Annotated in this window: 17 protein-coding genes and 1 pseudogene; 2 read left to right on the forward strand and 16 right to left on the reverse strand. The window is 29.8% G+C overall.

Annotated elements, in window-relative coordinates:
• From B3630_RS15915 to B3630_RS15965, 11 genes and pseudogenes are all read right to left on the reverse strand, one after another.
• Window positions 1–251, reverse strand: a pseudogene (locus B3630_RS15915) (acetaldehyde dehydrogenase); the annotation flags it as partial.
• Window positions 251–919, reverse strand: coding sequence for a BMC domain-containing protein (locus B3630_RS15920; protein WP_346899867.1), 669 nt, complete (start codon window positions 917–919; stop codon window positions 251–253). The gene B3630_RS15920 and the pseudogene B3630_RS15915, both read right to left, overlap by 1 nt.
• Window positions 920–934: 15 nt before the next feature.
• Window positions 935–1588, reverse strand: coding sequence for an ethanolamine utilization microcompartment protein EutL (gene eutL / locus B3630_RS15925; protein ID WP_035130583.1), 654 nt, complete (start codon window positions 1586–1588; stop codon window positions 935–937).
• A gap of 17 nt (window positions 1589–1605) precedes the next feature.
• Entirely contained in the window at window positions 1606–2496 is an 891-nt protein-coding gene (gene eutC, locus B3630_RS15930; RefSeq protein ID WP_346899869.1) for an ethanolamine ammonia-lyase subunit EutC, read from the reverse strand.
• Window positions 2497–2508: 12 nt separating this feature from the next.
• Entirely contained in the window at window positions 2509–3873 is a 1365-nt protein-coding gene (locus B3630_RS15935; protein ID WP_346899871.1) for an ethanolamine ammonia-lyase subunit EutB, read from the reverse strand.
• Between the two features lie 17 nt (window positions 3874–3890).
• Window positions 3891–5324, reverse strand: coding sequence for an ethanolamine ammonia-lyase reactivating factor EutA (gene eutA / locus B3630_RS15940; RefSeq protein WP_346899873.1), 1434 nt, complete (start codon window positions 5322–5324; stop codon window positions 3891–3893).
• A gap of 129 nt (window positions 5325–5453) precedes the next feature.
• On the reverse strand, window positions 5454–6878 hold the full coding sequence (locus tag B3630_RS15945) for a sensor histidine kinase (RefSeq protein ID WP_346899875.1): 1425 nt from the start codon (window positions 6876–6878) through the stop codon (window positions 5454–5456).
• A complete protein-coding gene (locus B3630_RS15950; RefSeq protein WP_035130570.1) occupies window positions 6871–7443 on the reverse strand; it encodes an ANTAR domain-containing response regulator in 573 nt (190 codons plus the stop codon). The genes B3630_RS15945 and B3630_RS15950 overlap by 8 nt, the downstream gene beginning before the upstream one ends.
• Before the next feature lie 21 nt (window positions 7444–7464).
• Complete coding sequence (locus B3630_RS15955) at window positions 7465–7896, reverse strand: EutP/PduV family microcompartment system protein (protein WP_035130567.1); 432 nt, start codon at window positions 7894–7896, stop codon at window positions 7465–7467.
• Window positions 7897–7904: 8 nt separating this feature from the next.
• The gene (locus tag B3630_RS15960; RefSeq protein ID WP_346870155.1) at window positions 7905–8252 is read right to left on the reverse strand and encodes a BMC domain-containing protein; all 348 of its coding nucleotides are present in this window, start codon (window positions 8250–8252) and stop codon (window positions 7905–7907) included.
• 245 nt (window positions 8253–8497) lie between these two features.
• Entirely contained in the window at window positions 8498–9631 is a 1134-nt protein-coding gene (locus B3630_RS15965; protein ID WP_346899877.1) for a 1-propanol dehydrogenase PduQ, read from the reverse strand.
• Window positions 9632–10125: 494 nt separating this feature from the next.
• Here B3630_RS15965 and B3630_RS15970 point away from each other — a divergent pair, with 494 nt between their 5' ends.
• The gene (locus B3630_RS15970) at window positions 10126–11244 is read left to right on the forward strand and encodes a hypothetical protein (protein ID WP_346899879.1); all 1119 of its coding nucleotides are present in this window, start codon (window positions 10126–10128) and stop codon (window positions 11242–11244) included.
• A 58-nt stretch (window positions 11245–11302) separates the two neighbouring features.
• On the opposite strand, the gene B3630_RS15975 is transcribed toward B3630_RS15970, so the two are convergent.
• The 3 genes from B3630_RS15975 to B3630_RS15985 are packed head-to-tail and all read right to left on the reverse strand — an operon-like array spanning window position 11303 to window position 12371.
• Window positions 11303–11572 (reverse strand): hypothetical protein, encoded by a 270-nt coding sequence (locus B3630_RS15975; RefSeq protein ID WP_346899881.1) that lies wholly within the window; start codon window positions 11570–11572, stop codon window positions 11303–11305.
• Between the two features lie 27 nt (window positions 11573–11599).
• On the reverse strand, window positions 11600–11992 hold the full coding sequence (locus B3630_RS15980; protein WP_346899883.1) for an SHOCT-like domain-containing protein: 393 nt from the start codon (window positions 11990–11992) through the stop codon (window positions 11600–11602).
• 16 nt (window positions 11993–12008) lie between these two features.
• Complete coding sequence (locus tag B3630_RS15985) at window positions 12009–12371, reverse strand: DUF2089 domain-containing protein (RefSeq protein WP_346899885.1); 363 nt, start codon at window positions 12369–12371, stop codon at window positions 12009–12011.
• A 423-nt stretch (window positions 12372–12794) separates the two neighbouring features.
• Here B3630_RS15985 and B3630_RS15990 point away from each other — a divergent pair, with 423 nt between their 5' ends.
• Window positions 12795–13166 carry a hypothetical protein gene (locus B3630_RS15990; RefSeq protein WP_035130245.1) on the forward strand — a complete coding sequence of 124 codons (372 nt, stop codon included), beginning with the start codon at window positions 12795–12797 and terminating at the stop codon, window positions 13164–13166.
• An 81-nt stretch (window positions 13167–13247) separates the two neighbouring features.
• Here B3630_RS15990 and B3630_RS15995 read toward each other — a convergent pair whose 3' ends face one another.
• Together B3630_RS15995 and B3630_RS16000 are read right to left on the reverse strand one after the other, a co-directional pair.
• Entirely contained in the window at window positions 13248–13520 is a 273-nt protein-coding gene (locus B3630_RS15995; RefSeq protein ID WP_346899887.1) for a hypothetical protein, read from the reverse strand.
• A gap of 76 nt (window positions 13521–13596) precedes the next feature.
• Window positions 13597–14352 (reverse strand): exodeoxyribonuclease III, encoded by a 756-nt coding sequence (locus B3630_RS16000; RefSeq protein ID WP_346899889.1) that lies wholly within the window; start codon window positions 14350–14352, stop codon window positions 13597–13599.
• Window positions 14353–14404 lie beyond the last annotated feature (52 nt).

Here is a 14404-nt window from a genome sequence, read left to right on the forward strand (position 1 = left end):
TAATCATAGATATATGTAGACCCAAAAATATTTTTAATTACTTTGTCCTGCCATATTCCAAATCCAGTTTCTTCAACTGCCATTTTAGCTAGCTTTTCTGCATTTGCTGCAGCAGCCTCAGCCATAGCCTTAACTATTCTATCAATCTCTTCTTGAGATTTTTTAGCCAATTTTGCTTGAGCAGCTTTAGCTGTTTTAATTAGATTTCTAACCTCTTGTATAGACGCTAAATCTTTATCTGTAAGTTCCATTATTTTTCACCTGCTTCGTTATATTCTAGTATAGTTTTAATAAGCACATCCTTTTTGGCAAATTTAATTTGTTTATTTGTCATATTCGGAATTTTTAAAGTTCTAACTAATCTTCTTAATTCTTCCACCTTCATAGAGTTAAAATCTATATGATCTTTGAAATCATTTTTTACAATTTCTTCTACATTGTTTATTTGAGGCTCTTCTTCCTTATTTTCTTCTTTAGCTTCTGATTTTTCTTCTGTAACTTTTTCTACAATCTCCACTTCAGAAGTTTCCACTTTTTCCTTGACTAAAGCCTCTTCTTTTTTCTTAACTTGAGTTTCTATTTTTTCCTTATCTTTTGTATCACTTTTTTCACTGTATGATTCTCTAGATACCTCTTGTGATTTTTTATGTCTTTCAAAGAATAAATCTTCAACTTGTGAATCTACTCTTGGTATCACATGAGCAGTTCTAAAAGTACCTAAACTTTCTACAGAAGCCTTGGCTGCATCAACTGCAGCCTTTACCGCTCCTACATCTCCAATAATTTTAATAGTGGTTATTCCACCTTTTATTTTCTCTAGTCCAATCAAAGTAACATTTGCAGCCTTTAGAGCAGAATCTGCAGCTTCTACTGCTGCAACGTATCCTCTTACTTCTACTAGACCTAATGCTTTACTCACCTACTAAACCTTCGCCTAAAAGTTTACTGGTTGTTGAGCAACTGATTTGACAGCTTCTGCAAAAGCGTCACATGCTGCCTTACATGCTGATTGACTACCTGTAAGTAATCCACCGCCATAGTTTGTTTCAGTTGGAGGTCCAAAGAACTCTTTCATCTCAACATCTGCTGCCTTAAGAGCTGCATCTAATCCATAAATAGCTTCAAGTGGTGGAGCTACAAGATAAGCTATTGCTTCTCCTTCTTTAACTCCTGCTACTTTTGAAAGATAAGTTCCAGTTCTTGAAACACAGTGTGCATAGTAAGCTATAGAGTTATCGTCATTAGCACTTACAAAGTGTGATCCATTTTCCATGAAGTCTATAGTAGCATTTAAACCACTTCTTACTTCTGCTGGACTTGGTCCAGCTATTATTCCAATAACTTCACCAGCAAGTTTCGTAGATGCATTTGCAGCACCTGCATACATTGACCTTGCATATACTACATCAACTTCAGCAGCTTTTGTAGCTTCATCAAGAGCCGTGTAAGTTACGTCATCACTATCAGCAGTAATGATACCTAAACTTTTGTGATGAGGTTGTAATTCTAATTTTTTAACTAGTTCTGGGCTTACATTTGAAATTATTTTAACGCTTAATACGGTTGGACGTAATGCTTCATTAATCACAATAAATTCCCCCTAAATTATATTTTTAAGTTTATTCCTGATGCTTTTTTATCAAGCATTGTCTTTATAAGTTCAGCTATATGTGCTCCAGCTTCAACTGCAGTAGTACCACCTTTATGGATGTTTGATATAACTGTTCTGTTAGCCTCTGGCATGTTAGCTGTTGGTCTATAAGCTATATAAGCACTCATTGATTCAGCAGTAACAAGACCTGGTCTTTCACCTACTAGCATACAAACAACCTCTGCTCCTGTTGCATCACCAATAGCATCCATAGCTCCAACTCTACAATGTTTAATGAATAATATATCTCCGATTTCAATTCCATACATTTTTAATCCTTGTTTAATTGAAGGAACTGAATCTTTTAGGTTAGCTTCAATAGCTGCAGAAGAAAGTCCATCTCCAACTACTACTAACACTTTTTGACCTGAGAACTTATCTTTTATAAACTTAGTAGTTTCTTCGTCAAATTTTCTTCCAAGGTCAGGACGAGTTATATATTGATCTTTATCAACACACATTGTATTTACTGGTATTAAATTATTCTCTTTTATAAAGTCTTCAGATACATAAGAGAATACGGAGTCTTGTGCAGCAGCATGGTCGGCTCTAACTCTTAATTGAGTTATTGTTTTGTATCTTGGACCTGATCTTCCAATACCTATTCTTGCAGGAGTTCTTTCCTTCATTTTTAGGTATCCTTCTCTATCATGAGGGTTTTCAACTAAAAGTTGTTTTTTTAGGTCAATTTCTGTAATATCTGGAATACATCCATTTTTATCCACTGAACCTATTACAGCACTCATTTTATTTGCTACTTCGTTTACTATGTCAGTACTACCTGATTTTTCTACCATTTCTCCTAATAACTTTTCAACCATTGATTTTAATTCTTGTTCGTTCATCAGTAGTCCCCCTTATCCTAAGAATATTGAAGCGTCGCCAGCTCTTCTGGTTAACTTGCCATTTTCTATAATTCCCATTTTTTCCATCCACTCTTCAAAAGGTTTAATAGGTTTTACTCCTAATAACTCTCTCAATGTAGCTGTTTCTTGATATCCAGTTGTTTGATAGTTAAGCATTACGTCATCACCATGAGGAATTCCCATGAAGTATGTACATCCTGCTGTAGCAAGTAATACTGCTAAGTTTTCTATATCATTTTGATCAGCTTTCATATGGTTTGTGTAACAAGCGTCACATCCCATTGGAAGTCCTGAAAGCTTACCCATGAAGTGGTCTTCAAGACCAGCTCTTATAACTTGTTTTGCATCATATAGGTATTCAGGTCCTATGAATCCAACAACTGTATTTACTAAAAATGGTTGAAATCTCTTAGCAAATCCATAACATCTAGCTTCCATTGTTACTTGGTCAGCACCATGGTGTGCATCTGAAGAAAGTTCTGAACCTTGACCAGTTTCAAAATACATTACATTTGGACCTGTAGCAGTTCCTTCTTTAAGTGCAAGTTGTCTTGCTTCTTCTATTGTTGCAGCAGTAAATCCAAATGCTTCATTTCCTTTTTCAGAACCAGCAATTGATTGGAATATAAGGTCTGCTGGAGCACCTTTCCTAATTGCTTCCATTTGTGTAGTTACGTGTGCAAGTACGCAAGTTTGAGTTGGTATTTGCCATTTTTCTTTAAATTCATTAAATCTCTTTAACACTTTTGTTACGCTCTCTACAGAGTCATCAACTGGGTTTAATCCAAGTACTGCGTCTCCAATACCATAGCTTAACCCTTCCATTAAAGATGCAAGTATTCCATCTGGATCATCTGTTGGATGGTTTGGTTGCAATCTAACAGATAATGTACCTGGCTCTCCTATAGTTGTATTACAATGAGCTGTAACTTTTATTTTCTTAGCTGCGTATACTAAATCCATATTAGACATTATTTTTGCAACAGCAGCCACTATTTCTGATGTTATTCCTCTTGAAGCTCTTCTTATATCTGCTCCTGTAGTATTATCATCTAGTAGCCACTCTCTAAATTCTGCTACAGTCCAATTTTTGACTTCTGCATATATTTTTTCATTCACGTCATCTTGTATTATTCTAGTAACCTCATCTAATTCATAAGGTACTGCAGGATTATTTCTTAAATCAGACAATGTAAGGTTAGAAAGTACAACTTTCGCTGCAACCCTTTCCTCTGCTGACTGTGCAGCTATTCCTGCTAAGTTATCTCCTGATTTCTCTTCGTTTGCTTTTGCCATAACTTCCATTACTGAATTAAACTGGTATACTTTTCCGAATAATTTAGTTTTTAAAATCATGATAATCCTCCTCTCGGTTAATTAAATACTAATGTTTTTATAACTACAGGTAATACTTTACCTTCCGCTACGGGTTTTCCTATATCTATATAATCTCCATTTTCAACCTTGATACCATCAATACAAACTATATCCTTATCAAGATGTAAAAGGGAGTAAATAGCCTGACCTAATACCTTTGCCATATCATTTTCAACAATTATAATAAGTGGAAGCTTTCTATCAATAAGTTCTTTCATACCACCTACTAGTCCCTTTGCCATGTCTTGTATTTCTGCAAAAGAAGGATTCTTCTTTCCATGTAGAGCTATGGCAATACTCTGAAGTTCATTTTCATATTTAAACCAATTAATTTTTTCTGACATAGCCTTTTCTAAAATTTCAGAACCTCTATTCTCATCTTCTAAACTAAGCTTTAAAATTGGTAAATTTTTTATAGGGAAATTGTCATGGGTATATGTAATTGTACTTCCACTAATATCCATAGTGTGAGAGCCAGCTCCAACTACCGTTGCTCTTATAGTTTCTATTGATCTGACCAATTTTAATTTTTTACATAAGTCTGAGTTTTTAATAGCTTCTCCAAGAAGTATTCCTATATCTCCATACTTAAAGTAATCTTCTATAGGAGCTTCGTTATATATATAGTCAGCTACTCCTCCTGAAAAAGATATACACTTAATCTCCTCATTTAAGGCAATAGACTTATTAGTAACTATCATTTCAAAGATAGATGTTTGAGTCCTAATTCCTACACTTTCCTCTAAAAGCTTTACCATTTCATCAATAACTGGTATCAACATTTCTTTAGTTGCTTTATATCCAACTTTTATATCAAAATTATTTTCATTTATAATGTTTTGTATTTTAGGAGCAATATATACTATATTATTTGTGTCTTTATCAAGTTTTATAAGTCTTCCACCTATATCTAGGCATCCAGTTTCCTTTAAATCTCCTCTAGTAAACACAGCTAAATTTGTAGTTCCTCCACCAATATCTAGATTAACTACACTTGTAGAATGTTCACTGGAGTAAATGTGAGCTCCTGCACCTTTAGCCGCTATAATGCTTTCAAGATCTGGACCTGCTGTAGCAACTACAAAGTCTCCTGCAAATCCACTTAAAGTATGAAGTACTTCATTGGCATTTTCTTTTCTAGCAGTTTCACCTGTTATAATTACAGCTCCTGTTTGTATTTCATCCTTATTGATACCAGATTTTTTATATTCTAAAGACACTATATCTTTAACTTTCTCAGCATCAATCTCTGTCATAGATTTAAGTGGCGTAAAATAAACATCACTTCTATAAACTACTTCTTTATCAACTATTGATATTCTAGGTACTGAAAAACTTGAAGCAGTGTTTTCTATGATTAATTTCGAAAATACAAGTTGAGTTGTACTAGTTCCAATATCAATTCCAACACTTAAAAGTTCTTCTCTCATTAAATCACCTCCAAATACAAATATAAAAAGGCCTAAAGCTACAAATTAATATTTCAAATAACTATGAAAATTAATTTTTTAACTTTAAGCCTCTTTGCTTAAATCAAACTACTTCAATGTAGCTCTATTTTATTCAAGTTTTATAGGAAATCTAAATTTAATTCTAGTTCCCTTATCATTAGAAAATATATCTATATCACCTTTTAATTTATCAGATATGTAGTTTTTTACTATAGACATTCCTAAGCTAGAAGATTTATCTATGGAAGTATCAAAACCAACTCCATCGTCAGCTACTGATATTTCTCTAAACTCTTCCTGCTCAATCACAATAATTTTTATAGTTCCACATTCCCTATGATTAAAAGCATGATCATAACAATTTTGTATTAATTCATTAATTATAAGAGATATTGCAGTAATTCTATCTGTATCAATATAAAAATCATCACCTGATACTTCTATGTTAATTTCCTTTTGAATGTTTAAAAAACATCTTTTAGCATTATCTACTATAGCATTTATAACCTTCATAATCTTTACCTCATCGCTTATATCCTTTGATAAAAGTTCATGAGTTGCTGCGATAGCTAGAATCCTATTCACACTCTCTTGAAGACTTACCTTTGCTTCCTCACTATCACATCTTCTCCCTTGAATACGTAAAAGTGAAGCTACAGTTTGTAAGTTATTCTTTACTCTATGATGAATTTCTCTTATAGCAACAGATTTAGAAATTATTTCAGCTTCCTTATTCTTTATATCTGTTATATCTTGAACTATTTCAATAACTCTCAAGTCTTCTTCCTTAATCAGTATTCTTTTTATTCCATAATAAAAATTACCAACTTTTATTTCCTTTGTTATTACTTTATTATCTTCTGTAATCTCTAAGATTTTATTAATATTAGTAAATAGGGTATTATCTAAGGACAAGTCATCATAATGCATTCCTTCAAGTTCATTATATCCTCTACCTATGTAAATCATATCAGCTTTTCTATTTTTAATTCTTAATATTCCATTTTCATCATAAACTAAAATGGCAGATTCTAGGTTATCATTTATCAATCTATTGGAATTTATCAAGTTCATAAGCTGATGTGTCTTTTGTCTTTTGCTTTTAGAGCCATCATTAGGAATAGTAAAATCTTCTTTTATCTCATTACTTATATCATCCTCAACAATAATTACTCCTATTATTTTCTCTTTATTATAAATCGGGTATACCTTTTGCCTTACAAATCTATTTTCTTGTGTTAAAGCTCTTACTCCTTTAAAAACCTCACCGGTTTTTAGAGTTCTTATTACACCAGGCTCATTAATTCTTAAAGCTTTTTTCCCTACTACAGAATTAGTATAAATAGATTCTTCTTTTCTTCCTTCTGAAACCACTATAGCTTCTTCTGAATTTTTTGATGGCACATCTATAAAAGCATCACATTCCTCTAAATTAGCTATTAATTCTATGGAACTAGAAATTTCTATGATTTTATTAACATCTTCATCAGTAAGATTAGTATAAATATTACATAATTCTTTTATCTTATTCATAAGCCACTATTAAAGTTTTTGCAATATCTATCATAGAGCACCTTCTATCCATACTCAATTTTCTAATGTATCTGTAAGCTTCTTCTTCATCGGAATTTAATTCTTTCATAAGTATACCTTTTGCTTTTTCTATTAATTTTCTTTCATTTAACTTTGATGTAACTTTCTCCAGGTTATTTTCTAACTCTTCAAATTCTTCTACTTTAGCTAAGCACATTTCCACTGTTGGTATAAATGATTTTTCATCTAAAGGTTTTACCAGATATCCATATGCTCCTACACTTTTAGCCTTTTCTATAAATTCAGTATCATTAAAGGCTGTCAATAAAAGTATTCCACCTGCAAGATGCTCAAGTCTAATTCTTTTACTAGCTCCTATGCCATCAAGTATAGGCATCTGTATATCCATAATTACTAAATCAGGTTTATGCTCTTTACAAAGTTCTACAGCACTAAACCCATCTGAAGCTTCTGCTACTACATTGTAACCCTCTGCTTCTAAGATATCTCTGATATCCATTCTAATAATAGGCTCATCGTCGACTATTATGATTTTTTTACTCATATTTAATTATTCTCCTCTATATTATGAACTTAAATATTTAATTAATTCCTCTATGCCAGTTCCATCTAAAGTATTTACTTCAAATATTCTAGATACTCCAGCCTCATTTAAGATTTCCTTAGCATATTTTATTCTATCTTTATTTTGAGCAATGTCTATTTTTGTCACTATACCAATACATTCTTTAGCAAACATACTACAAAAACCTGGTGCTATGTACGATTCCTCTGAAGTACAATCATATACTAGTGCAATTACATCTGCATCTGCTGATGTTACTATTAAAGCTTTGTAGTAAGATCTATTTTCTAGATATTCTCCTGGAGTATCTATAGACTCATCATAAATTTCTACCGATTGAGTCTTCTTATATTCTAAATCTAAATCGTGAATCTTTTGACATAAAGTAGTTTTTCCACTTCCAGTCTTTCCTATAAATATTACTTTTTTCATGTTACCTCCTAGGTTTTAGTAATTTTTGTAGAGGTAAATTGTAATAATCCTTCAAGTACAGAAGTAACTTCCTTCAATGCTGATTCTACAGAACTAATATCTCCTGTTATAACAAGTGAACCACTAAATCTATCTACAAATCCAAGATTAACTCCAGCAGCTTTTGTAGCTACATCAGCAGCAATTATAGAACCTTCACTTGGAGTTATAGTCAAAATACCAATAGCATCTCTGGTGCTTGCTACAAGACCTAGCTTTTTATAAAGCTCTTCTGTAGGATTTGCTATTATATGTGCAAGGGTTACTTGTTTCCCTGGAACAAACTCCTGTATGATCCTTTGCTTATCGTCACTCATATACTCACCTTACCTTTGCATTTAGAGACAATACTAAAATAATATTTTCATATAAATTATTAGTCTTAGTATTACCTGTGTTTTAACAACTATTCTTAAATAAATCTATAATTTTATAAAAATAATAAAGGCTCCTCGAAAACATAATATTTTCAAGAAGCCCCTTTGCTTAAAACCATTACACTACTTTGTGTATATTTCGATTATATATTCAAAATTTTATACTGTCAACCTATTTTTTAATGTTATTCTTTAATTTTTCCGATAATTTCAATAACATTAAGAGGAGTAGGTATTTTAGGGTTAGTTGCAGTACATGCATCTAATAATGCACTGTTTGCAATTTCTTCTTTAAGCTTTTCTAATTCTTCCATAGATACACCGCAAGCTTTTAAAGTGGTAGGCATCTTCATTTCCTTTTGTAATTTTTTAATTTCATTTACGAGACTTCTAACTCCTGCTCTAGCATTACTACAAGGTAATCCTAATAATTTTGCTATATTAGCATATTTAATAGCAGCTCTAGAAAACTCATTATTTTCATATCCTATTATGTCAGCATTAAATTCAACTATATAAGGTAATAATAAAGCATTAGTTCTTCCATGAGGTACATGGAATTTCCCGCCTAGAACATGGGCTATCCCATGATTTAATCCAAGAGAAGCTGAATTAAACGCAATTCCTGCAAGACATGATGCATTATGCATTTTCTCTCTAGCTTCTATATCTTCACCATTACTATATGCTCTTAAAAGATATTTAAAGGATAGTATAAGTGCTTTTTCAGCTAAAGCATCTGAAAAATCAGAACCATTTGTAGATACATAAGCTTCAAGAGCGTGAGTTATTACATCCATACCTGTATCTGCAGTAATTGATCCAGGTACACTTTTTACTAGTTCTGGATCTAATATAGCCACATCTGGTAATAGATCATCTGAAACTAATGGATACTTTGTTCCCTTAGTTTTATCTGTTATTACTGAGAAGGATGTAACCTCTGAACCTGTACCGCTTGTAGTTGGGATAGCTATAAATTCCATATCTGTAACAGATGTAATTTTCTTCGCAAAATCCATTATTGCTTTAGCTGCATCTATTGAAGAGCCTCCGCCTAGAGCGATCAACACTTCTGGCTTAACTTTCTGAAGCTCTTCTATACCTTGAACTATGAGCTCTATAGGTGGATCTGGAACTATATCACTAAATATAGTTATGTTAGCACTTTTTAATTTTTCTGTTATGTTATTAATCATTCCTGATTTCACCATGAAAGGATCTGTAACTACAAAAACTTTTTTATTTCCTACTTCCTCTAACCGTTCTAAAGCTCCTTGACCAAAATAAATCTGAGTTTTAATTTTAAAATTGTTCATCTTAAACTCCTTTCAAGACTATCTTATTTACAATATAGTGTTTAAAATTAATTAACTATTTATGCAGTAAGTTTATTAAAAGAAAATTCATTATTAAATTTACCTTAAAAACAACCACAAAAAGCTCCATAGGAATAATCCTATGGAGCTTCACTGCTCTTTAAGTACTTCATTGTACATATTTTCAATATACTATTTTAAAAAATAAAAGTCAATAAATATTCAATTAATTTAAATGTGAACTTATTAATTATTAATTGAACTTTATATTTACACTATAATATTTATCTCTTAAACTACTATTTTCTAAAATATTTTTATTTATATTAATAATTATTAAAAAAATTTTCCGTTTTAAATATTTTTTATGATAAAATCCTCTAAATTTGCCGTTAAATATTATATTTTCTCAAGTCTATTATACGTTTACATATAACTATTTTTAAAATATAATATTTATATAACATTATAACCCTTTATACTAGGAGGACAGAATGAAAAACTTTTCTTATAAAACTAATGTAAAAAATAATATTATTACTTTATATCCTAAAGAATCTAAATGTAATGTTTGGTATATTATTTCTATAAGTTTTCTCATTGCTTTTATGATATTTCATCTATTCTTTTCAAATCTACTAGTCCTAGATGGTAAATTTCCTTTGCCATGGATCGTATTATTATGTATAACTGTAATTGTAACTATTACTAATTTTAATGAATTTCACTCTTCTAATTATATTATTATCAGTTATATCATAACCATTCCCATGATTTTAAATTATTTATTGTTTAGATTATACATATACATACCTAGTCATATAATTCTTATATTATCTTTAGGTATGTCTATAATCTATAGAGTTACAAAAGAATTTAATAGTAAAAAATATCTAAGAATTATTATAGTGATTTTATCTATATGTACTTTCTTTTCAATTAATTATTACATATATTCTAAGAGAATTATAAAAGATTCTAACCTTAACACTACTGTAAAAAAAGCCATAGGTATGAATTTATATTCTCTAAATTCTTTGAATAAAACTGATCTTTCAAATGTAAATATACTTAAAATAAAAAATGTATCTAATCTAAAAGGCTTAGAATATATTGAAAATTTAAACACCTTGGAAATTAATGATAATGGATTAATTTTAGATTATTTACCTATTACTAAGTTGTATAATTTAAAGACTTTAAGTATACACAGATGCAACTTAAATGTTTTAAGTGAAGTAGCCTTATTTGATAAAATAGATACTTTTAAACTTATATATCCTAAAACTGATTCTATAAATAGTCTGCCATTATTCCCAAATGTAAAAAATTTAACCATTAACTTTAGTAGTGATTTTCAGCTTTCAACTTTGAAAAATTTTCCTAATGTAGAGGAATTCTCTCTATGTTTAGAAGGTCCTTTAATTGTAGATGGAATAGAAGTTATAAATAATTTAAAAACCTTGAATCTATCCTACGCTTACATATCAGATTATTCTAAACTTTTTGATATACCTACACTGAAAACTATTAGTTTAAAAAATTGTTACATTGTAAATTTAGAGGATTTCATAAAACATGCTGAATCTAAAGGTATTAAAGTCATTGTGTAGTTTTACATAATGACTTTAATCAAATTGATAATCGCTTTAAATTGCATACATATATTACCTATATAACTATTTTTACACTTTCCCCTTCATTGGTTTTTATATCCACAAGAACTAAGCCTTTATAATTTTTATTAAGATACTTAATTGCTTGTTTTAAGTTCTTCATTTCTTTATTATTAATTGCTACCTTAGTTTTACTATTGTTTTTTTTCTTATACATAGATTTTAATGCTAAAGGTAGTACAAATATTCCTAGTGAAATACAAGCCCTTGGTATGCATATATTTTTACTCTTATTTTCCCCTGGTTCTTTTATATTGATAATCATTTACTCAAATCCCCTTAATATATTATTTTAAGCTATTTCTATCAATATTTTATCTCCCTCATCTGTATCTACTTGTACAATTGGTCCTACAACACCTTTATCAATAGCTTCTAATATCATATCCATTTTGATATCATATTTGTCCATACTCTCAATTACATTACTACCAGCTGAAGCCATTATTTTTATAACCTCTAGTGGTATTGTTACTTTAACATTTTCTCCATCATGAGATTTAATCCTTATATAAAGCATTCTAGTCCCATTGGTTGATTTTGGTATTTCAAAGAACTCATCATCATCTTCGCCTTTGACTTTATCCTCATCGTTCTTTTCTAAGGTTTCTAGAAGTTTACTTGCTTGCTCCCCTGTAAGCTTTCCTTCCTCTACCATTTTTAAAATTCTTAACTTATCTTCCATGATTACTCCCCCTAATTTATATTTTATTTAAAAGTTCGATAGCTTCATCTGAAGTTATCTCACCATTTTCTAACTTTGTAATTACCTGTTTCCTATCAATTTCAAGCTGTTTTTTACTAGATAGCCCTAATACTTCATTTATTTCATCTAACTTACCCCTTACTGTTGGATAAGAAATCCCTAATGCCTTCTCTACATCTTTTATGTTTCCTCTATATTGTAAAAAAGTTTCCACAAACCTTAATTGATCATGATTTAACTTCTCAAATTTTGAGAAAGTAAAGTTATTTTCAATTACAGTATTACATTCATCACACTGTAACCTTTTTATATTCAATTTTCCTGAACAAACAGGACATCTGGTTAATGCCTTATACATTTTTGTCACCTCCTAAATAAAATTATACAGCATATTCTTTTAATTGTAAATATATACATTGAAAATAATTAATATTATTATTAAAAACATTAATTTTAAATGTATATTATATTAATATAATTAATTTCAATATTAATATAATTAATTATACTCATTTATTGCTAATACATAAAAATCTTATTATAAAATATTCATTACAAACTTTAGAATAAATATCCAAAGACCTAATAACATAAATCTTTTTAAATTGGTAATCATAATTACTGATAAATTTAATATATCTATTAATGTATAATCAATAAATATTATATACAAACTATAAATAATTTAAATACTCAGTAAATTGATTGAATAATTTTCAAAATAATGGTACAATAATAATTAAAATATATAAGAGTTAAAATTGAGAGGGAGTGAATTTTTATGATGGTAAAACTTACTGTAAGAAGCATTATGAATTTAGGACTATGGGGTAGACTTTGTGAATATAAAGGGTGGGATAAACTTATAGTTAGAGAAGGTTTAATCTCTCTTGATAGTGAAGTGGAATTTGATGATGAATTTTTAAAGAAAGACGTTGTACCAATAGAGAAATTAAATGTATTCTTGTTTAATGTGGATACTGAAGATGCTAGATACTGTGGAACATTATTAGCAAGAGACTTAGAAGATGCAAAAATTAGAGTTGGTATGATCCACAATGTAACTAAGATTACAACTATTCAAGAAATCACTAAGGAACAGTTATATAATATGAAAAATAAACATATGGTTCTTGCAAGAATACCTCTTTAATCATAAATGGTACTAAAATAAGAAAAATCCCCAGTTAAGTTGAGAATTCTCAATTTAACTGGGGATTTTTCAAACTATAATTTAAATTTCTTTAAACTGCACATTATGCGCATAATGAAGTAATAGATCTCTTTGTACTTCTATTATAGATGTATTAATATTTTCTCCATCAACCATTAAAGTTACATCACTATGGTCTCCATATCTTTTTAGAAATTTATCCATATCTGAACGTTTAATACTGATTGGTAAAGTATCTCCATTACTTCTAAGTATCATTCCCATGGTTCTTCCTTGATTTCTAAATTTTCTTCCCTTGATTTTTAAATCTCTTAAACTAGCATCTATTATCATAGTAACCCCTCCATATTTACTTAAGTATAATTTTATATATTATATTTAAGTTTATGGAATAATATTACTTTAAATGTTAAATATTAATTTCAAGTTCTACTGGGCAATGGTCTGAACCTAATATTTCTGTATGTATCTTAGCTGAAATTAAATCTTTCTTTAATCTTTCTGAGGTACAGAAATAATCAATTCTCCATCCTGCATTTTTCTCTCTAGCTTTAAATCTATAAGACCACCAAGAATATGTTCCTTCTAAATCAGGATAGAAATTTCTAAAGGTATCTATAAACCCAGATTCTAATAATTCAGTGAATTTATTTCTTTCTTCGTCAGTAAATCCTGCATTTCTTCTATTATTTTTAGGATTTTTAAGATCTATCTCCTTATGAGCTACATTTAAATCTCCACAGACTATCACGAGTTTATTTTCATCTAATTTTTTAAGATGTTTTCTAAATTCATCTTCCCAAACCATTCTATAATCAAGTCTTTCTAACTCTGACTTAGAGTTTGGAGTATATACTGTTACAAGATAAAACTTTTCAAACTCTAAAGTGATTACTCTACCTTCCTTATCATGTTCTTCTATTCCAATGCCATAGGATACATTCATAGGTTCTATCTTTGTAAATATAGCAGTTCCTGAATATCCTTTTTTTTCAGCATAATTCCAATATTGATGATATCCTTCTAAATCAAGTTCTATCTGTCCCCCCTGAACTTTACTTTCTTGAATACAAAACATATCTGCATCTACATCTTTAAAGAAATCTAAAAATCCTTTTTGAACGCAAGCTCTAATTCCATTAACATTCCACGAAATTAACTTCATATATACTACCTCTTTTCCAAAATAAATTTTAAGTTATAATGGCTTATAACTT

Origin of the sequence: Clostridium sp. UBA7503, assembly GCF_002477055.1 — a bacterium.
GTDB lineage: Bacteria > Bacillota > Clostridia > Clostridiales > Clostridiaceae > Clostridium_J > Clostridium_J sulfidigenes.

Excerpts from the sequence above, each read along its gene's own strand:
- B3630_RS15960 (WP_346870155.1), bottom strand. The coding sequence starts at position 8,252 with ATGAGTGACGATAAGCAAAGGATCATACAGGAGTTTGTTCCAGGGAAA.
- eutA (WP_346899873.1), bottom strand. The coding sequence starts at position 5,324 with ATGAGAGAAGAACTTTTAAGTGTTGGAATTGATATTGGAACTAGTACA.
- B3630_RS15980 (WP_346899883.1), bottom strand. The coding sequence starts at position 11,992 with ATGGAAGATAAGTTAAGAATTTTAAAAATGGTAGAGGAAGGAAAGCTT.
- B3630_RS15955 (WP_035130567.1), bottom strand. The coding sequence starts at position 7,896 with ATGAAAAAAGTAATATTTATAGGAAAGACTGGAAGTGGAAAAACTACT.
- B3630_RS15970 (WP_346899879.1), top strand. The coding sequence starts at position 10,126 with ATGAAAAACTTTTCTTATAAAACTAATGTAAAAAATAATATTATTACT.
- B3630_RS15985 (WP_346899885.1), bottom strand. The coding sequence starts at position 12,371 with ATGTATAAGGCATTAACCAGATGTCCTGTTTGTTCAGGAAAATTGAAT.
- B3630_RS15995 (WP_346899887.1), bottom strand. The coding sequence starts at position 13,520 with ATGATAATAGATGCTAGTTTAAGAGATTTAAAAATCAAGGGAAGAAAA.
- B3630_RS16000 (WP_346899889.1), bottom strand. The coding sequence starts at position 14,352 with ATGAAGTTAATTTCGTGGAATGTTAATGGAATTAGAGCTTGCGTTCAA.
- B3630_RS15975 (WP_346899881.1), bottom strand. The coding sequence starts at position 11,572 with ATGATTATCAATATAAAAGAACCAGGGGAAAATAAGAGTAAAAATATA.
- B3630_RS15965 (WP_346899877.1), bottom strand. The coding sequence starts at position 9,631 with ATGAACAATTTTAAAATTAAAACTCAGATTTATTTTGGTCAAGGAGCT.
- B3630_RS15990 (WP_035130245.1), top strand. The coding sequence starts at position 12,795 with ATGATGGTAAAACTTACTGTAAGAAGCATTATGAATTTAGGACTATGG.
- B3630_RS15945 (WP_346899875.1), bottom strand. The coding sequence starts at position 6,878 with ATGAATAAGATAAAAGAATTATGTAATATTTATACTAATCTTACTGAT.
- eutC (WP_346899869.1), bottom strand. The coding sequence starts at position 2,496 with ATGAACGAACAAGAATTAAAATCAATGGTTGAAAAGTTATTAGGAGAA.
- B3630_RS15935 (WP_346899871.1), bottom strand. The coding sequence starts at position 3,873 with ATGATTTTAAAAACTAAATTATTCGGAAAAGTATACCAGTTTAATTCA.
- B3630_RS15950 (WP_035130570.1), bottom strand. The coding sequence starts at position 7,443 with ATGAGTAAAAAAATCATAATAGTCGACGATGAGCCTATTATTAGAATG.